At 41.0% G+C, this 20738-nt stretch carries 16 protein-coding genes; 7 read left to right on the forward strand and 9 right to left on the reverse strand.

All coding sequences use genetic code 11. The features are described 5' to 3' along the window. Window positions 1–2: 2 nt before the first annotated feature. Window positions 3–467 (reverse strand): nitrite reductase, encoded by a 465-nt coding sequence (locus SPUTW3181_RS20215; protein ID WP_011791122.1) that lies wholly within the window; start codon window positions 465–467, stop codon window positions 3–5. 77 nt (window positions 468–544) lie between these two features. Then, complete coding sequence (locus tag SPUTW3181_RS20220) at window positions 545–1021, reverse strand: hypothetical protein (RefSeq protein ID WP_011791123.1); 477 nt, start codon at window positions 1019–1021, stop codon at window positions 545–547. A gap of 411 nt (window positions 1022–1432) precedes the next feature. Between SPUTW3181_RS20220 and SPUTW3181_RS20225 the strand changes: the two genes are divergently transcribed. The 5 genes from SPUTW3181_RS20225 to menE all read left to right on the forward strand — a co-directional run bounded on the left by SPUTW3181_RS20225 (window position 1433) and on the right by menE (window position 7629). Then, window positions 1433–2401, forward strand: coding sequence for a LysR family transcriptional regulator (locus SPUTW3181_RS20225; protein WP_011791124.1), 969 nt, complete (start codon window positions 1433–1435; stop codon window positions 2399–2401). Between the two features lie 182 nt (window positions 2402–2583). After that, window positions 2584–4305: a 2-succinyl-5-enolpyruvyl-6-hydroxy-3-cyclohexene-1-carboxylic-acid synthase gene (gene menD / locus SPUTW3181_RS20230; protein ID WP_011791125.1), complete on the forward strand. Its 1722-nt coding sequence runs from the start codon at window positions 2584–2586 to the stop codon at window positions 4303–4305. Next, entirely contained in the window at window positions 4305–5093 is a 789-nt protein-coding gene (gene menH / locus SPUTW3181_RS20235; RefSeq protein ID WP_011791126.1) for a 2-succinyl-6-hydroxy-2,4-cyclohexadiene-1-carboxylate synthase, read from the forward strand. The genes menD and menH overlap by 1 nt, the downstream gene beginning before the upstream one ends. Before the next feature lie 27 nt (window positions 5094–5120). Next, window positions 5121–6215 carry an o-succinylbenzoate synthase gene (gene menC / locus SPUTW3181_RS20240; protein ID WP_011791127.1) on the forward strand — a complete coding sequence of 365 codons (1095 nt, stop codon included), beginning with the start codon at window positions 5121–5123 and terminating at the stop codon, window positions 6213–6215. Beyond that, window positions 6187–7629: an o-succinylbenzoate--CoA ligase gene (gene menE, locus SPUTW3181_RS20245; protein ID WP_049824079.1), complete on the forward strand. Its 1443-nt coding sequence runs from the start codon at window positions 6187–6189 to the stop codon at window positions 7627–7629. Before menC ends, menE begins: the two co-directional genes overlap by 29 nt. A gap of 15 nt (window positions 7630–7644) precedes the next feature. On the opposite strand, the gene SPUTW3181_RS20250 is transcribed toward menE, so the two are convergent. Then, window positions 7645–8865 (reverse strand): EAL domain-containing protein, encoded by a 1221-nt coding sequence (locus tag SPUTW3181_RS20250; RefSeq protein WP_011791129.1) that lies wholly within the window; start codon window positions 8863–8865, stop codon window positions 7645–7647. A 329-nt stretch (window positions 8866–9194) separates the two neighbouring features. On the opposite strand from SPUTW3181_RS20250, the gene SPUTW3181_RS20255 reads away from it, so the two are divergent. Together SPUTW3181_RS20255 and SPUTW3181_RS20260 are read left to right on the forward strand one after the other, a co-directional pair. After that, window positions 9195–9821 carry a response regulator transcription factor gene (locus SPUTW3181_RS20255; RefSeq protein ID WP_011791130.1) on the forward strand — a complete coding sequence of 209 codons (627 nt, stop codon included), beginning with the start codon at window positions 9195–9197 and terminating at the stop codon, window positions 9819–9821. Next, a complete protein-coding gene (locus tag SPUTW3181_RS20260; protein WP_011791131.1) occupies window positions 9818–13387 on the forward strand; it encodes a response regulator in 3570 nt (1189 codons plus the stop codon). Before SPUTW3181_RS20255 ends, SPUTW3181_RS20260 begins: the two co-directional genes overlap by 4 nt. A 56-nt stretch (window positions 13388–13443) precedes the next feature. Here SPUTW3181_RS20260 and SPUTW3181_RS20265 read toward each other — a convergent pair whose 3' ends face one another. The 6 genes from SPUTW3181_RS20265 to SPUTW3181_RS20295 all read right to left on the reverse strand — a co-directional run bounded on the left by SPUTW3181_RS20265 (window position 13444) and on the right by SPUTW3181_RS20295 (window position 20504). Continuing rightward, window positions 13444–14178 (reverse strand): molecular chaperone, encoded by a 735-nt coding sequence (locus tag SPUTW3181_RS20265; RefSeq protein ID WP_082785995.1) that lies wholly within the window; start codon window positions 14176–14178, stop codon window positions 13444–13446. Then, window positions 14144–15469 (reverse strand): fimbrial protein, encoded by a 1326-nt coding sequence (locus SPUTW3181_RS20270; protein WP_011791133.1) that lies wholly within the window; start codon window positions 15467–15469, stop codon window positions 14144–14146. The genes SPUTW3181_RS20265 and SPUTW3181_RS20270 overlap by 35 nt, the downstream gene beginning before the upstream one ends. Window positions 15470–15479: 10 nt before the next feature. Continuing rightward, entirely contained in the window at window positions 15480–18068 is a 2589-nt protein-coding gene (locus SPUTW3181_RS20275) for a fimbria/pilus outer membrane usher protein (RefSeq protein ID WP_041408267.1), read from the reverse strand. 11 nt (window positions 18069–18079) lie between these two features. After that, a complete protein-coding gene (locus SPUTW3181_RS20280) occupies window positions 18080–18826 on the reverse strand; it encodes a molecular chaperone (protein WP_011791135.1) in 747 nt (248 codons plus the stop codon). A 68-nt stretch (window positions 18827–18894) separates the two neighbouring features. Then, window positions 18895–19425, reverse strand: coding sequence for a fimbrial protein (locus SPUTW3181_RS20285; protein ID WP_011791136.1), 531 nt, complete (start codon window positions 19423–19425; stop codon window positions 18895–18897). A 716-nt stretch (window positions 19426–20141) separates the two neighbouring features. Further along, window positions 20142–20504 carry a hypothetical protein gene (locus SPUTW3181_RS20295; protein WP_025007980.1) on the reverse strand — a complete coding sequence of 121 codons (363 nt, stop codon included), beginning with the start codon at window positions 20502–20504 and terminating at the stop codon, window positions 20142–20144. Window positions 20505–20738 lie beyond the last annotated feature (234 nt).

Raw genomic sequence — 20738 nt, forward strand, 5'->3', positions numbered from 1 at the left:
CTTTACTCCTGCTTGCCAGTGTGGCAACTGCTACATAGCTCACTGCGAACCTTTAGCGTCATCTGCGCCATTGGATCCGTTGGACTATGTAATTTATGGCAGGCAGCACAAGGCACTTTTTTCGCGTGCACGTTATGTGTCCAATCTGCTTCACCGAGCTTTTTCTTGGTATGGCACTTCTGACACGCACCAAGTTGAACCGTCATATCCGACGCGTCTTGCATACCGAAGACCACCAAATCATTTGGTTTTTTAGGGTGGTCGCCCTTTTCGCCGTGGCAGGAAGAACAGGTCATTTTCATCGCATCTTGGCCATGATGCCCTAACATTTGACCGTTACGCTTGTGACACTTCATGCAAGCATCACTGTTAATTTGATTGGCTGGCTCAGCACTCATTGCAGAAAAGCTTAAAAGCAATGTCGCAGCACCTAAGCGTAACGACCACAGCCATTGTCTTTTGGACATAGGAAGTCCTCACATTTATCCGTAGGAAGGTAAAGAAGGAGTCAGGGTTCGGATAGGTCCGAACCCGACGGTCAAGATCACACAGCTAAGGCTTGCTTAAGACTCTGAGTATCCCACTGTTTATGCGGGTTCATTTCAATGAAATTGATATTGAACTTGCTAAACAATTTTTTCAGTGGTGAGTTGGTCTCTTTACCAAAATCACTGATCACCATTTTCACTTCAGATGAATCATGGTCGATCAATACATAATCGAGTCGGCATTCATGATTTAATTCCGCATCATGGTGATCCATCTCAAATACTGTGTCTAATGGTACGTTACAACAAACATCGTATTTACCTTCAACAACAGTTTTTAATGATTTAAAAAAATTGAAGCTTTGTTTATCAAACAGCACTGGTTTAAGTTTCATTTCATGGTGTGCGGCTTCATCAGGATCTGCTCTAAAAAACTTAATGCAAGTCATGACAAACATCACAAACACGAATGGTACTGCTACGAATAGTACGAAGTACATAAACGCATAGCTGAGAATGACTGAAGTATTCATACACGCCTCCAAAAACTAATTTATATTTTTGTTATCTCATTTAAAGCAACTTCAGTATTATTTGAAAACACTTAACTTTTATTGACCAGTATCACACTTGCAAATAACAATTTAAATATAAACAATGATTTACACAACCGATCACATTGCAAAATTATGCAAATCTTAAATGCAGATATTGGTATTTGATAATTCAATTATTAGATTTTTATTGCGCGAATATCATTTTTTGAAATTTCAAATTTTATTAAAAATCGCCTTTTAAATATAAAAAACAAAATAAAAAGCCTTTGATACACATAGATAAACTCTAGATCCTAAACTTGGGATTAGTTTCACATTAAATTTATTAATTAACAGCATAATTAGTCTGCACTTTAAGTATTTACTCAATATTAAGGAATATAAAAAATGCATATTAGTAACATGGATGGCCTCGATATTCTGAGTTTAAAAATACTTGTTTCGTTATATGAGAACAAGTCAGCAACCTATGTATCGAAGGCTCTTGATATTCCAGCACCTAAAATCAGTCGTAGCCTTAAAAATCTACGGGAAATTTTTGGTGACGAACTCTTTATTCGGCGTAAATACGGCTTATTTCCAAATGAGTTTGCTACTCATTTATATCCAATTGCAAAAGAAGCTATTGAGTGTACCGATAAGTTTCAAAAAGCCAGAATGGCAAATACTCGCCAAGTAAAAACGCATGTTGAAATTGCTGCGCCAGGATTAATTGCCTATGCCTTTCCTAAAGCCTTAATGCAGGCGATTAAAGAAGAGCAAAAACCTATGCACATTAATATTAACCCTTGGTCTATGCATACCACTCAGGACATTATTAATGGTGATATCACGTTAGGTATTTGTTGTAATAAAAGCGCTGCCGATGTCGCTGCCTTCGGCGATAAACTGCTAACGACTGAATTGCACCGCATGGATAAACTCTACCTAATTGCTAGCAGGCATCATCCTATTTTTAAACGGGAAATCACCTTAGAAACCATTGCTGAATATCCCTATGTCAATACCGATCTTGGCAATCCCAGCACCAAATTGAGTCCATACCAAGAGTTTTGCATCACTAATGGTATAAAACTCAATACTGAAATTACCATAACGAGTATTTCAAGTTTGTTTGAGTATCTAGGTGAAAGTAATGCCGTATCTTTATTGCCCTATCGGATAGTCTACGAAATGGTGAGCGATATTCCTGAACTGCATACTTGCCAACTATCGCAATACGAAGCTGAACGTCTCTATGCAGATACCGAAGCACCAACGATTTTTTTAGTACAAAAAAATCAGCCCAATGCCATCAATGAGGATCTAAAATGGTTAAGTGGAGAAATTCAAAAAATCGTCGATCGTATTATTTAGCCTAGCGATAATGAAACACTGTCAATTGGTAAACCACCGACATCAGAGGTGATAGGGTTACCTATGCCTAAGCTTTTCGCACACCTCCACCATTTATGCGCCCAAGATTTGTTAAACCAAGCATACATCTTGCGGCGTAAACGCGTTACACTAAGCCCATCTTTATCCTAATAGATTCAGTTATGCGGACCGAAAATACAGCCACACTCAATCTTATTTGGGGCGCACTTATTCTTGAGGAACTTGCACGCATTGGGGTGCAACATGTGTGTATGGCGCCGGGCTCACGTTCAACTCCTTTAACCCTTGCTGCTGCCCAACAAACAAAGCTGAAACGCCACCTGCATTTTGATGAACGTGGATTAGGTTTTATGGCCTTAGGTCTTGCTAAAGCAAGCCGAGCTCCCGTCGCTATTATCACCACCTCAGGTACTGCTGTCGCCAACTTATATCCTGCAATCGTTGAAGCTTGGCTCACCCATGTACCTTTAATCGTCTTGAGTGGTGATCGCCCGCCAGAATTGCTCGACTGTGGCGCAAACCAAGCCATAGTTCAGCCCGGTATTTTTGCTCATTACGCCAAGCAAATTAACTTGCCAACACCCGATGCACACATTGCACCACAGGCATTACTCACCACCATTGATGAAGCAGTGGCAAATCAGACTCGTCCTGTGCATATCAACTGCATGTACCGTGAACCTTTGTACCCAAGTGAGCTAGGCACCCCTATTCTCGATACCGAATCGCCCTACCTCAAACCCTTGCAAACTTGGCTGCAATTGTCGCGGCCTTATACTCAATACGGTAAATATAAGCAGGTAAGCAACCCTAGTGACGATGCAATAATGCGTTTCGTCCATGGAAAGGGGGTCATTGTTGCTGGCACATTAACCCCTGAACAAGATCCACAACAGCTCATTGCCCTATCGCAAAAAATTGGTTGGCCTCTACTCACGGATGCCCAATCACAATTGCGCCAGCACCCCGCTGCCATCGGAAATATTGACCAACTATTACAACATCCAAAGGCGCGTAATCTATTACAAGAAGCGGATCGTGTACTCGTATTTGGTGGCCGTTTATTATCAAAACGCTTAATAAGTTATTTAGCAGAGCAGCACTGGCACAGTTACTGGCAAGTGTTGCCAGAGCAAAACCGACTCGACCCTAGCCATAATGCCAAGCATGTTTGGCATGCCAATGCCGCACAATTTACAGCATTAAATTGGTATCGGTCTTCCTCCGCGAACTGGGCCAATACCCTCATTACCTATAATGATGAACTACATAACTTATTTGTTCGCAATATCGATCACGGGGAATTTGGCGAGGCGCAGGTTGTACGCGCTATTGCAAATACTCGTCCACTAGAACAACAACTGTTTATCGGCAATAGTCTGCCCGTTCGCTTATACGACATGTATGCCCCAGTCAGTTGCTGCACTGCCACCACTTATACTAACCGCGGCGCCTCGGGCATTGACGGTTTACTGGCAACGGCTTGTGGCCTTGCAGCCCATGAAGGTAAACCTACAAGTTTGATCATTGGCGATTTATCCCAATTGCATGACCTTAACTCGCTGGCTATTGCCAAAAGCTTAGCTAGCCCATTAGTGATCGTGATCCTCAATAATGATGGCGGCAATATCTTCAATCTGCTGCCTGTTCCTAATGAACAAGTGCGCAATGACTACTATCGACTCAGCCACGGCTTAGAATTTGGTTACGCCGCAGCCATGTTTAATCTGCCCTATAATCAAGTAGATAATTTAGCTGATTTTCAAGATAGCTATAATGAAGCGCTAGATTTTCAAGGGGCTTCGATCATTGAAGTCAATGTCAGCCAAACACAAGCCAGTGACCAAATTGCTGAGCTCAACCTGTGGGTGAAACAAAGCTAATGCCAACCATGGCCCGTTACGGTGAAACATCACTACCGGTCTTAGTATTACTACACGGTTTTTTAGGTACTAAGGCTGACTGGTTGCCGTTAATGCCAGTGCTAAGTCAGCACTTTCATTGCATTTGTGTGGATCTGCCAGGCCATGGTGATAATCAAGACGAGTTAGCGCCAACCGAGTTGGAGGGATTTAGCCAATGTGTGGAAAATGTGATCGCACACCTTGATGGGCTCCATATAGGTCAATTCCACCTTTATGGCTATTCTCTCGGTGGCCGTATTGCTCTTCACCTTGCCAATACTTACCCACAAAGGTTACTGAGCTTAACCCTCGAATCCTGTCATCCGGGGCTAGATGATCTGGAAGAAAAAACCACCAGAGCCAGTAATGATGCACTGTGGGCAGATCGTTTAATGAGGTTAAGTAGCAAAGAGTTTCTGGCCTTGTGGTACCAACAGGCGGTTTTCGCCGATATGAGCACAACCAAACGCCAAAGTCTGATTGATTTACGCACAAAAGCATTAGATCAACACCCCAAACAAAAACTACAACAGATCTATCTTGCGACTTCACTTGCCAAGCAAGCATCCCTGTGGAATGTCCCTTCACAATTAACCTGCGAATGCCATTTTTTTGCGGGCACTGAAGATAGTAAATTTTCGGCCATTGCCGAAAAATGGCAACAGCAAGCGCCTATTCTCCTCCATAGCATTCACGGCGCAGGACACAACATACACCAAATGGCACCCGCTGCATTAATCTCAAAAATCGTGGCCTTGCTAGGGTAATTTACCGAATAAAAATGTAGGAAACCTATGATCTTAACTTCGCTTAGCTTGTATCAATATCGACTACCACTTGAGGTATTACTCCCCGTTGGTAAGCAACGAATCGATCACAGAGCAGGGTTAGTCTTGCAAGCCTTTGCCAGTGCTAACGATAGAGATACACAGGTTGAAGTGGACATTGCCCCGCTCTCAGGTATTGATATTGAGCAGCACGATATTTTAGGATTTAGCCGCGAAAACCTCGCCCAAGTACGAAGTGCATTAACAGCGTTATTACCTCAGCTTTGTGGGCAACACATCGATAAACTTATCGACTTTTCCGAGCAAACGCCTTATCCCTCATTAGCATTCGGCTTAAGTCTGCTGCATGCTAAATTAATGGGAAAACTCGCGACGGTAAGGCCGCAAAACAGCACTGTGCCTTTGATTTATCATCCAACCGATGCGAGTAAGGCTCTGCTTGCGAAAAAAATTGCCCATCTGGGCAAGGATGTTCGCTCCGTAAAAGTCAAAGTCGCACAGACCTCTATCGAAGATGAGCTAAGTTTAATTTATGGTATTTTAAGTACACGGCCGGACATCAAATTACGTTTGGATGCAAACCGCGGTTTTAGCTTGGAACAAGCCATCACATTTGCCGCCTGCTTGCCATTAGAGGCTATCGAATATATCGAAGAACCTTGCCATAACCCACGGGATAACCCTGCATTTTATCAAGCCATAGGGCTGCCCTTTGCCTTGGATGAATCGCTAAATGATCCTGAATATCAATTTGAGTTGTATAAGGGACTCGCGGCAATCATTATTAAGCCAATGTTACTCGGTAGCCTCGAAAAACTATCTCAGTTAATCGATATCGCACAAAACCATGGCGTGCGTTGCATTTTAAGCTCCAGCCTTGAAAGCAGTTTAGGTATCCGTGATTTAGCACATTTAGCGACAATCCTCACACCCGATGAAACCCCGGGTCTGGATACCTTAAACGCCTTTAGCCAAGATTTAATCGTGTCATCGGGTAAAACCCAATGCCTAACACTCTCACAGCTTGAACTTATCGCGCAGCATACTACCCACGCAAAAACCAATACCGATAATGAATTGGCAGAAGCGAAGGGGGAGTAGCGTGTTATTTCCCCTTACCGCCATATCCCCCTTACACCAAGCAGCAAGGGATTTTCCACAACAAACAGCCATCACGCTAGCTGGACAAGGCATCAATTATCAGACGCTAAGCCAACAGGTTATCGCCCTTGGCGAGCAATTAACGGCATTGGGTATAAAGGAAGGCAATCCCGTTGCCTGTATTTCTATTAATAACCTTGAAATGATCTGCCTATATTGGGCCTGTATCGATATTGGTGCGATATTTTTCCCAATTTCGCCACGCTTCCCCACCACGCAAGTACAAGCACTCATTGATACCCATCAAGTGGACTATTATTGGAGCCCAACACCTGACTCCGCATTGCGACATTGTAGCCCCTTAGAACTGCAGTTTAATCTTCTGAGTACTCAGTCCGCAAAATCAATAGATTTTACGCGCCCAAGCAATGTGATTTTAACCTCTGGCTCAAGTGGTTTTCCTAAAGCGGCGGTGCATTGCTTAGCCAATCATATTGCCAATGCCGAAGGTGCGCGCTGTGTCATCCCTTTAGAAAAGGGAGACGCTTGGTTACTCTCTCTACCGTTATTTCATATCGGTGGCCTTGCCATCCTGAATCGCTGTGCCTTAGTTGGTGCCAGTGTAGCCATGCCAGATCCCGTTATCAGCCTAAATCAGCAGATAACGCGTGATAAACTCACCCATGTTTCTTTAGTGCCCGCACAACTTATCAAGCTACTGAGTGACGAAAATGGGAAGCTTGAAAGTATCAAAGCATTGCTACTCGGCGGCGGCGCTATTTCGACAGATTTACTCAACCAGCTTAAATTGCGCAATATTGCGAGTTTTACCAGTTATGGCATGACAGAAATGGGCTCGCAGATCACCACAGGCTCGGCCTTAAGTGACGGCAGCAGTGGCAAACTACTCCCCAAACGTGAGCTTAAAATAGCAGACGGTGTGATTTGGGTGCGCGGTGAATGCCTGTTTATGGGCTATCTCACTGCGGATGGAATACAAAAGTGCGTTGATAAAGCGGGTTGGTTTTATACCAAAGACAGGGGCGAGTGGGATGCCAATGGTAATCTGCATATCCTTGGCCGCGTCGATAATATGTTTATCTGTGGCGGTGAGAACATTCAGCCAGAAGAAATTGAAGCGGCACTAAAACAACATCCTCTCATTGACGATGCTATCGTCTTTGCTGAGCCTGACGCACAATTTGGCCATCTCCCCGCTGCGATTGTACGCGGAAAAATCACCGAAGATATGACCACAATCGCAACTGAACTCGAACCCTTTCTCGCCGACAAAATTGCCCGCTTCAAACGCCCACGCCACTATTACCCATGGCCTGAAGATAGTGAACAAATGGGGCTAAAGGTGAATAGAAAATCTATAGTTAATAGCATAGGAAAACAATCTAACCACTAATAACTCAAAATAGATCTACTGTGGTTCCCTCTGCTGTGAACTTGCTGGGAAAAAACGTTGAATAAATGTTTGTTCATCAATGGGACGAGAAAAACAAAACCCCTGCCCTATAGTACAACCAAGCTGTTGCAATAATACTAATTGCGAGTTTGTTTCGATACCTTCTATCACTAATTCCATATTAAGTGCTTGAGATAAAGCAATAACACTCGAAATCGCAGCTTGACACCTAGGCTCAACACCTAATTCTCTAACAAAACAGCTATCTAACTTTATTTGAGAGAATGGCAATTCGCATAATCGCGCTAAAGAAGAATGGGCTGCACCAAAATCATCTATAGCAAGTTCAAAGCCTTGCATCCGGAGCCGGATTAGGTTTTCCATGTTAACAGCTGGCGCCGAAAGTAAGCCCGTTTCAGTTATCTCAAGCGTGATAGACCTTGGATGAATATTAAACCTCTTCACTATATCAACAATACGATAAACTAATTTTGTGGAATTAAGTTGTGAAATATCAAGATTATAAGCGAGTGAGATTTGCTGTTCTTGCTCCAATAACTCTTGTTGTAATTGGCAACCTTGTTCAAATAATTGTAAAAACAACTCGTCGAGCAGGCCATAGGTAATTAATGGCTCAATAAACGCGGCAGGATTGAGAGTACCAAGTTCTGGATGAATCCACCGAGCTAAAACTTCAACACCAGCCAAATTAAAGTTAGCAACATTGAATTTAGGTTGATAAAAACCGACAAATTGATGTTGATCAAGTGCCAACTGAAAATCAGCTAATGTAAAATCTTTCGGCCTAATCTCAACCCGTGGAGTCGATATCACTTTTCTCTTTTGAGCTCGAGAATAGACAAATTTATCCAGCATACTTTGTAGATTATCAACAGAAGGACTTTTGCTTAAATCGCCAAGATACTCAAAATTAAGCATTTTTATCATTTGTGATACAGCTCGTCGCAGCTCTTTATCAATACAACTAAATAAGGCAACAGAAGCTATATCATATTTTGCTTTTGCTTTACGCAAAAATGATAAGCCATCAGTACCTGCCATCATTAAGTCACATATAACAATATCAGCACTATTATGAACATCAAGCCAAGTTAGTGCATCTTGGGCTGAACCGAATGCAAACACCTCTATATTCGCAAGAGATGCAAGATTATGCTCAAGCACTGCACGTTGAAAGGGGTGGTCTTCTAAGACAATCACTCTAACCTTACTCATTAAATACCCTTTAAAATTAAAAGTTTGAATAAATAAATGATTTTTATATTCTCGCGGTAGAAAGCTGTAAAACCAAGATATTGATAGTCCGCTATAATTTAAACAACTCAATGTTCAGAACCCATGATACAAATACACACAGATGTTTATGAATTTAAAAAAAAGAGAATTACTATGCTCAAATTCATCTAACTTCCATTATTTTACGACTATTATTTAAAAGAAATTGCTGAAAAGTATGTAGGAAAAGTCTTAATCAGTTAGTTTTATTTCACACGAATGCTTTACAAAGGATAAAATCTGTACTCAATAGTTACGGAGTTACATGAATGAAAAGAAAAGTATTAATAGTCGATGATCATCCCGTTGTTGTTTTGGCACTAAAGATCATTCTAGAACAAAGTGGCTTTGAAGTTATAGCTGAAACCAATAATGGTGTTGATGCCTTGAAGCTTATGAAGGCTCTTTCACCTGATGCAGTGATTCTCGATATTGGCATTCCACAATTAGATGGCTTGGAAGTGATAGAAAGATCAAGAAAGCTATCTAAGTGTCCTCCAATTTTAGTGCTAACGGCACAGCCTTCTGAACATTTTATTTCTCGTTGCATTCAAGCTGGAGCATCAGGATTTGTCTCTAAACAAAAAGACATGAATGAGGTTACTGGTGCTCTGAAAGCAATTATCACTGGTCATTCCTACTTCCCGATAATAAGCAATAACAATATGATTTCAAAATCGAATCAAGATGAGGCCGAACTCGTAAAAAAGCTTTCAACTCGCGAAATGGTGGTATTGCAACATTTAGCGATTGGTTTATCCAATAAAGAGATAGCTGAACGCATGCTGCTAAGTAACAAAACCATTAGTACATATAAAACCAGATTGCTTGATAAGTTAAATGCAAAAAACTTAGTTGATATAATTGAGATCGCAAAAAGGCAAAGCTTAATATGAAAAAATTTATGTTCATTTTTATATTAACCCTAAGTTCAACATACTCAGCAGCACATGAAAGTAAATTTACTAATTATGATCTAATTGGGTATTCTGAAAAGCCTTTGCTACTAATAAACCTCTCACCAGATGAGATAAGTACGCTCGAAAAATATAGAGTCCTAAATATAGGAATATCTGCTCCCGATTATCCACCATTTGACATGACTGTTAATGGTGAACAAAAAATTTACAAAGGAATTAGTGCCGACTATATATATATTATTGCTAAAATGCTTAATATTGAAATCAATATTCATCGTTATATCTCTCGGGAGAAAGCAATTACTGCAGCGCTCAATGGAGAGGTTGATCTAATTACTACTGCCAATAAATTCGAGCAGATGCATGGGCTTATTTTAAGTACTCCCTATACTATTGATAAACCATCTATATTCAAAAATGCTAACTTAGGTGAGCATGAACAGATTAAATCAATGTCCATGGCCTATGAGTACCTACCAGATGAGGCAATTACAGACATTTATCCCAACAGAAAATTACTCAAATTTTCCTCCAGACAAGCTGCAGTTGCTGCGGCAGCACTTAAGCAGGTTGATGCCGTGATAGTTGATCAAGTATCAGCTAACTATCTAATAAACAATAGCTTCCCTGGAAGACTCAAACTGGATACTCACCTATCTTTAAATTCCCATGGTAGCGCTTTTGCTGCAACAGAACAGAATAAGGCATTAATAGATATAATTAACAAATCTATTAACAATATTTCACTCGAACAAAGAAAGTTGATTAGAAAGCGCTGGAGTGGTGGAGGAAGTACTATTCCTTTTACCTCGGAACTCCCTTCTTTTACCGCAGAAGAGAAAGCTTGGTTACAAAATAACCCCAGCATAACAGTAGCAATTAATAAGTACGCAGCACCACTAACATATCTTGACGATACACATAATGCCAATGGATTTGGTGTTGAGGTACTAGAACTTATACAAATGTATTCAGGACTAAAGTTTGATTATGTTGTTAATAATCGATTTTCAGAACAAATTAGTTCTGTTCTCAACCATAAAGCCATGATGACAATATACTCTCCCACTGAAGATATTGACAAAAATATTGTTTTTACGAAAGAGTTTTCTAATTCTCCCTATGTGTTAGTTACACAAAAATATACACTTACTCCAGATATTAACGCAATTGTCGTACCAGATGGTATATTTAACAACAATATACTTAGAAAAATAAATACTAACGCCGACATCACAATTGCAGACAATTATATTGAAGCCATGAATGATATAGCGACTGGAGCTACAAAAGCGACTATTGCTCCTCTAGTTTTAGCTGATTTTTATGTAAACAGTTATTTCAGCGATACGTTAGAAGTAAGTAAGATCATAGATGAAATACCAAGAGCGTCTGTAGCATTTGGAATGGCAGGCTCGAACGCATTACTTAAGAGCATACTAAATAAAACATTAGCAGTTATTCCTCCTGACGAATTGCAAATGGCAGAGAATCGCTGGCGCCGTAATGCTCTACCTGCACGCCAAAGTTGGAAAGATTATAAATACACAATTTACACTGTTGTAATTGCCTCAACGATAATGATTTTAGTCTCCATTATTTGGGCTTTTTACACCCGAACTCATTATCGAAAACGATTACTGGCTAAAAAAGAACTAAACCAGCAACTGCAATTCATGCAGTCTATCGTTGATGCCATACCTCATCCTATTTATGTAAGAAATAAGCAACGTGAACTGACTATGTGTAACGAGAGCTACCTTAATGCTTTTAAAGCATCACGTAAGGATTTGCTATATAAAAGCACAATAGAAGGAGCCAGTCGGTCACCAGAGGCCCCAATTGTAGATAAAGAATATATACAGGCCTTAGAAGATGGTATTGCCGTTTTCAAAGATAGAGAACTTCACATAAATGGGGATAAATATAATATTTATCACTGGTTCAAATCATATGGTGATGAAGCAGGAAATGTTGAAGGGATTATTGGTGGTTGGATAGATGTGAGTGACAGAGTCAAGCTTATTGAAGAATTAGAACATGCAAAGGAAGTTGCAGATAGTGCAAGTCAAGCCAAAAGTACTTTCTTAGCGACTATGAGCCATGAAATTCGAACACCTATGAATGCCATCATCGGCATGTTAGAACTGGTATTACAACGCACAAACTCACAGCAGTTTGATTTAAATTCAATCAAAGTTGCCTATGATTCAGCCAATGATCTACTTGAACTTATTGGAGATATCTTAGATATAGCTCGTATTGAAGCAGGTCAACTGTCGCTTTCGCCGATTAGGACCAATCTTAAGGCAATTACAACCTCTGTTGTGAGGGTCTTTGATGGGTTGGCTAGACAAAAAGGAATCACTTTGCAGTTAGATTTTGATCCTACTATTACTAATGATGTACTCGTTGACCCTATGAGGATTAAGCAAATACTGTCAAATTTAATTGGCAACGCTATTAAATTTACTGATAGCGGCGGAGTAAAAGTAGAAATTCAATCAGAAAATGTCACCAATACCACGCACACCATTCTATTTACTGTCACGGATACAGGTATTGGCATTTCGGAAGATGATCAAGAGAAGCTATTTAGCCCCTTCAGCCAAGCTCATGGCACTCATAATACCCATGGCGGTACGGGGCTTGGGCTCATGATTAGCCGCTCTCTGTGTGAAATGATGGGTGGAAGTTTGATCCTTAAAAGCAAATTGTATCAAGGAACTCAAGTTAGAATGGAATTAACACTTACCCAACTAGAAACCGAGATCGTCAATAGTTCTTCGCCACTATTTACAGAGTCACATGAGTGTACCCCCATAGATATCTTAATTGTTGACGATCATCCTGCAAATCGCTTGTTATTAGCCCAACAGCTTAAATATTTAGGCCATAGTGTTGATGAGGCAGAAAATGGTTTGACGGCCTTAGACATGTTCAAAAGCAAAAAATACCCAGTGGTGATCACCGACTGTAATATGCCAGAAATGAACGGTTATGAACTCTGCCAAAAAATTCGACAATTCGAACGCAAACGTCACGCACATGCTATCGTCATTGGCTATACCGCTAACGCTCAAAAAGAAGCCAAGGATGCCTGTTTAGTTGCTGGGATGGACGACTGTTTATTCAAACCCATCAGCCTAATGGAGCTAGAGAGTATGATTAAACGGTTTACCCCTGAAAAAGCGACCATAACCGCGACACATTTTGCTGCTGACGCAGTAGAAAAACTCACTGGTAATAATGCGGAGCTAGTCGATAAATTGCTTAAAGAACTCCTTAAAAGCAATCAAAGTGACTTGCAGTCACTGTTTGTAGCCCTAGAGAATAATGATTGCAGTTCCATCAAAGATCTTGCTCATAAGATCAAGGGGGCAGCAAGAATTATCGATGCACAGAAACTCATGTCTGCCTGTGAAATGCTAGAAAATGCGAACCATCAGCAGCTGAATGCTTATGTTGAAGCCGTATCTCAGGCTATTACTTCACTCGAGGCAGAAGTGATCTCTTATACCCAAACAGCCTCAAATAAATAGCTTCAAGTCACGCTGTATAAAACACATAAGGCCCTGTTGTAAACAGAGCCTTATGTTCAATTCACTGTCAAAGCAAGCGGCTGAGCGTTTCCTTCATCGTCTATGTACTCGGCCTTTAGGATCAGCCCAAGCTGACCAATTAACTCGCTCTCAGTGATAGTCACAGTTTCTGCGGAATAAGGGGCTAGCATTCCTTGAAAAATAGCATAATCCCTCCCTTTAAAACTCAAACTGAGGTTCTGATAGGTCACATAGTAAGGTGACTTATTCTCTATTGATAACATATTGTCTTTCAATATAAATGACTGCCACTTTGCTAAGTCTAAAACATCAATAGCTAGCTTATTGGGCCGCACAAAAACCTTCATTTGAGTACGTAAAGCGACAATCAACAGTTGCCCTTCAGTTTCATCAATATTTTTGGCGGGGGTGGGTGGAACTTCGTATACATTCAGCCAGTATAACTGTTCTTGTTTTTCAGGTTTCTGCTCCGCAATATTAAGCAGATTTATGTGCTTGCGCTCCTTTGGGGCAATTTGCAACAAGCCAGGATAGGGTAAAATTGGCGCATTTGCCGTTTCAGGGCCAGAGTCTGGATCGCCGTCATCCACCCACAGCTGCACCATCACTGGGTAGTCATTAATATTCACCAGTGACAACCCTTGTTCCCGATCGGAAGCCGCAAAAATAATTCGACTACGATCGGCAACTACACCAGCCAGCGCGGTTTGCAACATAAGGAGCCATAAAACTAAACTACTGAACCCGAATAAGCACTTCCGCTTTTGCATAAAATTTTCCTGCCGTTGGACTCATTCCTGGCAACTTGCCAAAAACAACTCTGTAATTATCCATATATTGATAACTCGTACCGACAATACCAGTTCTATTGCCCTGTAATGGCCGCCAACCGTCTTTCCATGCATTATATTGTGAGTCTAGGCTGGTTCTATAATCAAAATTTAAAAAGGGTTGAATCACACCATCATTGCGTTGTAGCTTTACCCCCACACCACTGGCAACAGTATTGGTACCATAGGCATTACTGACTAAATATGTCACAGCGTCCTGAGTAGTAAACCCCAACTGTCTCGCTATCTGATAATTATTACTCTCAATTTTAAAAGCAATAGCGTTCGCATTAACTGCGGGGCCATTGATATCAGCATGCTGTTGGCAACGATAATTAATCTGAATGTCAGCTTCTCGGGTAACGCCGCTGTTTAATTCCGCGATAGTCACAGTGGGGAACAACACATAAGGCGTGACATTCATTACCGCACAACCTCCAGCCCTTCGCGTATACAACTGTTGATATAAGCTGATATTCCCAGGCCAATTCGCATACCAGCCTGGATAATGACTAATATGGTCAACCCCTTCCGTAGGATAGGCAAGGCCTGGCCCACCAAAAGCAATATAAGCTGCTGGTTGGTTATAGCTATAGACGGTTGTTTGCTCAACACCTCTCACTTTTCCAATCTGGAACAACTCTATAGTGACATCTGTAAAATTTTTCGCCTTCACTAAGATCCGCCCCTGTGCATCACGGTCTAATCCACGCAGCGGTCGATATTGCCACAAACGTGAAAAATACTGACCAGTCGAATTATTCTTAACCCTGATCACAACATTTCGATGGTAAGTGGCATATCCCTTATCGATACCATAAGCCGTGCCATCTTCGTACATGCCACCATAAGCATTATCAGCGTTTACTGAGTAGATCTCATTTAGTTGGTGCTCATCCGCCGCATCGCAACGAAAAAGTACCTGTTCAGGATCATACCCGCCAGTCTGTCCATAGGTACTGAAGGGCACAACACTCGATCCCAATAAGGTGCCATTAGGTTGAAAACTTTCATCGGTAACATTGATAATAGGTAGATTAAGCATGCCCCTATTAGCATCATAGCTACCATGCCATACCGCTGTTTTGCCATAGTCAGGTGCGACATAATAAAAATCTGCCGGATTTGTTGTGGCTGTTGATATGCGATAACAAGTCCCCATCGCTTGAGCGCAGACTAAAGTGGTAAACACAAACACGACTAATAGCCGACCTAGGTTGAACTCAATCATAGTTTTTATCTCAATTAACCCGCTCACATAGCGCGAGCATTCTTAATAAAGTATTATCACGACTGTTTTCAAGAGCATAGTTAAAGTGACATTGTTGATCGGACTTATTTCCCCAATTTACGGTCAACTGACCACTCGGTTTAGGAGCTCTGACATAAGCCATACCTGCCTGCCCGACCATGCCCAATACAACCCCATCTTCGTCCACTACTTCGGCGCCAATAGGGATAACGCCGCCGTTGGCTTGCTGAGTCATGAAGACGACAGCGATCCCGTGTCTAGTCTCGAATTTTATCTTAACGATAGAACCAGCATAGGGCGCAACTTGCTGTTGTGTATCAATAAGCTCTGTGCTGCTGAGCATAGACCCACTGTCAAGTGTCACACTATTAGAACGATAAGGCGTCAAAGATGGGATAATCGCATATCCCAAGCCATCAATCTCAGTGCCCCAATTATTGGTCACTTTTGCGCCAGAAGCTCCCTCTGCTTGAACAATCGCAAAAGTATCACTGAGGTTTTGGCTTAATGTTATGCCGCCAGAATGCACCACTGCAGCACCACTCAACCCAGCACCAACCTGCTGATAAGTATCAGAAATAGAATAGTTACCCGATAACGTCGCTTGGCTAAAGCGCTTTTGCGTATTGACACTGACACTTTCGCTCGAACTATCCTGCCGCTGCAATGAAGCGTTCAGGCCATATGTCCAAGTATTATCATCATCCACAGTGCCTGCGAGTCCTAGATTATACTGCTCATTGCCCCTAGATGAATGACTAAACCCACTGCTAAGCATGTTTGACTGGCGACGACCAAATGGAATAGACACGGTGAGACTGACAAGATCTTCCTTCACCCTATCAGAGGAATAACCGCTCATTTCAGTTAATAGCTGACCACTAAACCCATTCTGCAGCGGAACTTGACTGGTATATTGACGTGAAAAAGTGAGCCCTATATTCACACGGCCAATACCCACCGAATAGCCAAACTGTAGTTGATCGTCATCATCGCGCCCATCACGGTATTGACGTTTAGAACCACTCAAATACACAAAGCCAAAGTCATCTAAACTCTGATTCACACTCAAACTCATTTCAGACCGCTGACGGTAGGTCTCAGATTCAAAAATATTCCCACTCTCCAATGCCCTCCTCAAACCTAAAACATCATTCAACTCCCGAAATGACTCAGTAGAGTAGTGATATCCAGCAAGTGCCACTGATGTCCCCGAATCGAATGAATGGCTATAATTAAGTCCAACACGCCAGCCATTTTTCCACTCATTTAATACTGAAGACTGAGAAATACGAGACATAGAATGTACTGCGGTTAACCCCAGAGCCCCCCATTCTGTACCTAATACAGTCCCTAGACTCAAAGCAAAATAATCATCTCCGACACGCCCACCGCTATTTAGCGTCAGCATATTACTCAAACCATATTCAGAAATTAAATCTACAAAGTACCCACCAGACTCTGTTTGATCTACTTCACCAAATGATAACCCGTACTGGAAACTTCCTTCACGCAACGAGCCAGGCACAGCACTGAATGGCACAGTAAAACTAGAGACCTTTCCATCGGCTTCACTAATTTCAACTAACAAATCCCCCTCATAACTTGTGGGAAATAAGTCATTAATAACAAAAGGCCCCGCCGCTACTGTGGTTTGATAAATACTCACACCATTTTGCTTAATCACTACGCTTGCGGTTGAGTTAGCGAGTCCCCTGACGACAGGTGCATAACCACGCTGCGATTCTGGTAACATGCGATTATCTGTCAGCAACTGTACGCCGGTAAAAGCTAAACTACCGAAAATATTTCCTCGAGTGTAGGCATCACCAAGCAAGAGTTCGCTCTGCATATCCGGCAAGGCTCTGGTGATATAAGTTCTTATAGAATTGAAACTTTCTTGAGTATTTTGGCCAACATCGTTGTACTGATAACTCGATTGATTTCTCAGGCGCCATAATCCTAAATTGACACCTGAATTAAGGCCCGTATAAATGGCACGCATATCGCTACCAGCACTGCGGCTATTAGTTTGATAGTAGTTACTGTTGTAACTGATAAATCCAGCATTTTCTCCCTCACTCCAAGATGAAGGATCAACATAGCCACGCGGAATCTGCCGTAAATAAGCTTGTGGGATCGCAATACCTAATCTTAATTTCTCGGCATCAAATTGCGTCGATACCCCCTTGACCACAGTATCAGGGGCGGCACATTCTGCCTGCAATAGTGCATCTTCGTTTATGTATATTGCAGTTACATTCGACTTCTTCCAGAAATTAAGGTCGAGACAAGGCACAACTCCTTGGGAGTCAACTTTAATAAAATTAATAATTTCCCTATTTAAGTAAGTACCATTTATATAGATATCAACTTGGTATTGACCTGGAATAGTTTCCGCAGTCGAGTTAAAGCGAGAAAGATAACTATCGCCATAACCACCACCAAGTAATAGGCTATCATCAAATGTGAAATCCTGTAAGTCATCAGCCATCAACGATGAAGACATGCAAAAGATCACACCAATCAATAATAGCAAAGAGTAAATTTGGCTCATCAAACGCATGGATTTTTTCATAATCAATCTTATCAATGATGTTCAGATGCAATGACATATTCACTTTTTACAAATCCGCCGTAATCATTTACTAAAGTGAATTCAATTGTCATTGGATATGTAATGACAAACTGCTGATTCTGAATGTCTATCAATTGATTAGACTTAGGTTCAAGCATAGTAATAGGGATGATTAACTCTTGTTTACCAGACTTAATTTTTGCCTCAACAAAAGAGGCAAAAAAAGCCGCATTATTTTTCACATCAAGGTGAATTCCAGCATCAGCATACTGAACATCAAAGGCAATCTCTTTTGCCACATCATCTGGATTAGATTCAATCTCTACAGGCCGATAAAATATTTTCACTCTATTTTTGAGCATCACTAGCATCTGATTTTCACCAGCATTTTCTTTCGATAATGGAGGTATCTGTAGAAAATTAAGATAAAATACACTCTCACGGTCTTTTGGCAGCTCACCACCGCTATAAATTAAGCGAATTAACTGCCCTCGCTTAGGCTCTATTCTAAAAATAGCGGGTAAGGCCAAAAATGGGCCGTCAGCATACTCAGGTGTCGACTCAGGGTTATTAATATCAGTCCAGACCTGAACAACATTTGGAAAAGCATCGTTATTGGTCAACTGAACACTGCGCTCTTTAGCATCACTAGGATAAATGACTCGCGTATTGGTCATGACCACACTCGCATTAACTGAAAAACCGATCATGAGTAGAGTCAAAAATATTAAACGAAGAAGTAAGCTAGACAAAATCATAGAAGCCCCAAAAAGCAGCAGCGCTCACCCATGGGCTGGGTGAGCGAATAATCATAATTTATCGTATATTAAAGATAAGAAACTGCATATTGGACAGAGCTAATCACACGACCTGCTGTTGCACTGCCAGTTTCAGAAATATACTGCACAGCAAAATCATGGGAGGCAGAGTCTGCACCTGCAGCAACATTTAATCCATCAACAGCACTTCCTACTGTTAAATTGATTTCCGTTCCACCAACTGAATCAAGAAGCTGTAATGCTACATTCGTTGCTGTACCAGTATTACCTAAGTTACCTGCAGTTGTGACATTGTTACCCAAAAATACAGTTTTAATAGGTAAAGCTTGCGTTGCATTGACAGTACAACCACTGACTGAAATGGTAAAAGGTGTTTCACCAGCAACAGAGCCTGCAGTGGCAAGTTGAGCCGTAGAAACAGTTGGTAGCAAGACACTGGGATTAGCCGCATTTCCGTTAATCGCCACTTCACAAGTTTGGTCCGATACTTCACCCAAAAAAGTAATAGTATTATTCGCTTGAACACTAGTACCAAACAATGCACCTAAAACTAAAATAGATAGCGTTAATTTTTTCATCAGACATCCTACTGTTATCACTATATAGAAATATTAAGGTTATGGCTCATCAAAGCTGAGCACACAATAGCAACAACACCAAGAATTACATATAGGACCAGGCTTGCGATCTTGTAGGAAATTTCTGACAATAAATATACTAAAGATAAAAATGAAAAAGCGATTTCAAAAAATGAAACCGCCATTATTTATAACAAAATTGTGCCTCAATTATAATGAAGAGCAAGAATAACTTCATTCTCATTTTTTCGGCTAAATACTAGATTATTAATTTGTTTGAACTGAGTTGATAAAACACGTTTTTCGCCACTATACATAGCGTTCGGCAATATCTTAGGCTGTATAACTTGGGTAAGAAATTGATTAAAATTTTGGTCATAACAAGAAATGGTAGATAGATCGGAGTAGCAACTTGGTTCTGCTATCTCACCTTGAAAAGAAAGAGTTCTAAACTCAGTTTTTGCTATTACGTTACAGCTTATCACCGCGCTCAACATGACTGTAGTTACGCCGAATAACGATACCTTTAACATCTCATCACCCATTTCGATTTGTAGGACACCTCCTAACTATCGACCAAGAATGGATGTTCTGAAGTATATTTACTGGCAATAAATGTACTTATTGATAGATTAAAAATTTATAACTAACTAATCACACTTATCTAGTTTAAAACACTACTCATTCATATAAAAATGTCATGGCAAGAATAAGCGTTAAACAAAACAGTAGTCAGCACAAGTTTGGTTAAGATCAACCGCTATACTATTCTTCCACTGCGCATAGAAGATTGTTGAGACATTGCGGGGCAGCAACCATCGTACTTGGCTATCGTCTTGAAAATAATGAATGTTATTTTTTTTAAGCAACTCAATTAAAACTCTCGTCTCAAATTGGCATAGAATGACCTCAGTTCCCAATACATAACTAAGCTTTAAGTCCTCGGGTTCAAAAGCGATACCCTTGCAAACTAACCAAAACAAGCTCTGCTGACATACTTCGACGCCCCCATTGACACGAAATGCAGTACCCCAACCAGATTCTGATGATAGGGCTAACTTAGTGATCATTGAGAACATAACTTCCCACCTTTTTTAAACAATAAAAAGCCGCATATTGAGTATCTATCGTAAATTGGCAGGCATTCCTTCTAACTTAGAAGCTTTCCTTAGACACAATCCATCGCCACCCGGCCAAACCTTCCATGTTCAATGTCTATATCAACTTGCTTAAGGCAATACTCAAAATGCGGAGGAACAAACCGTTCGATAATAAACATCGAAAATAACTTTACGAATTGAGGCTCAAAAGTT

Origin of the sequence: Shewanella sp. W3-18-1 (assembly GCF_000015185.1) — a bacterium.
GTDB classification, from domain to species: domain Bacteria; phylum Pseudomonadota; class Gammaproteobacteria; order Enterobacterales; family Shewanellaceae; genus Shewanella; species Shewanella putrefaciens.

What these genes read in the sequence shown, in the direction of transcription:
- SPUTW3181_RS20215 (WP_011791122.1), bottom strand. Translation starts at nt 467, where the DNA reads ATGTCCAAAAGACAATGGCTGTGGTCGTTACGCTTAGGTGCTGCGACA.
- SPUTW3181_RS20295 (WP_025007980.1), bottom strand. Translation starts at nt 20,504, where the DNA reads ATGTTCTCAATGATCACTAAGTTAGCCCTATCATCAGAATCTGGTTGG.
- menD (WP_011791125.1), top strand. Translation starts at nt 2,584, where the DNA reads ATGCGGACCGAAAATACAGCCACACTCAATCTTATTTGGGGCGCACTT.
- SPUTW3181_RS20250 (WP_011791129.1), bottom strand. Translation starts at nt 8,865, where the DNA reads ATGAGTAAGGTTAGAGTGATTGTCTTAGAAGACCACCCCTTTCAACGT.
- menE (WP_049824079.1), top strand. Translation starts at nt 6,187, where the DNA reads ATGAATTGGCAGAAGCGAAGGGGGAGTAGCGTGTTATTTCCCCTTACC.
- menH (WP_011791126.1), top strand. Translation starts at nt 4,305, where the DNA reads ATGCCAACCATGGCCCGTTACGGTGAAACATCACTACCGGTCTTAGTA.
- menC (WP_011791127.1), top strand. Translation starts at nt 5,121, where the DNA reads ATGATCTTAACTTCGCTTAGCTTGTATCAATATCGACTACCACTTGAG.
- SPUTW3181_RS20285 (WP_011791136.1), bottom strand. Translation starts at nt 19,425, where the DNA reads ATGAAAAAATTAACGCTATCTATTTTAGTTTTAGGTGCATTGTTTGGT.
- SPUTW3181_RS20225 (WP_011791124.1), top strand. Translation starts at nt 1,433, where the DNA reads ATGCATATTAGTAACATGGATGGCCTCGATATTCTGAGTTTAAAAATA.
- SPUTW3181_RS20255 (WP_011791130.1), top strand. Translation starts at nt 9,195, where the DNA reads ATGAAAAGAAAAGTATTAATAGTCGATGATCATCCCGTTGTTGTTTTG.
- SPUTW3181_RS20220 (WP_011791123.1), bottom strand. Translation starts at nt 1,021, where the DNA reads ATGAATACTTCAGTCATTCTCAGCTATGCGTTTATGTACTTCGTACTA.
- SPUTW3181_RS20265 (WP_082785995.1), bottom strand. Translation starts at nt 14,178, where the DNA reads ATGCAAAAGCGGAAGTGCTTATTCGGGTTCAGTAGTTTAGTTTTATGG.
- SPUTW3181_RS20270 (WP_011791133.1), bottom strand. Translation starts at nt 15,469, where the DNA reads ATGATTGAGTTCAACCTAGGTCGGCTATTAGTCGTGTTTGTGTTTACC.
- SPUTW3181_RS20275 (WP_041408267.1), bottom strand. Translation starts at nt 18,068, where the DNA reads ATGAAAAAATCCATGCGTTTGATGAGCCAAATTTACTCTTTGCTATTA.
- SPUTW3181_RS20280 (WP_011791135.1), bottom strand. Translation starts at nt 18,826, where the DNA reads ATGATTTTGTCTAGCTTACTTCTTCGTTTAATATTTTTGACTCTACTC.
- SPUTW3181_RS20260 (WP_011791131.1), top strand. Translation starts at nt 9,818, where the DNA reads ATGAAAAAATTTATGTTCATTTTTATATTAACCCTAAGTTCAACATAC.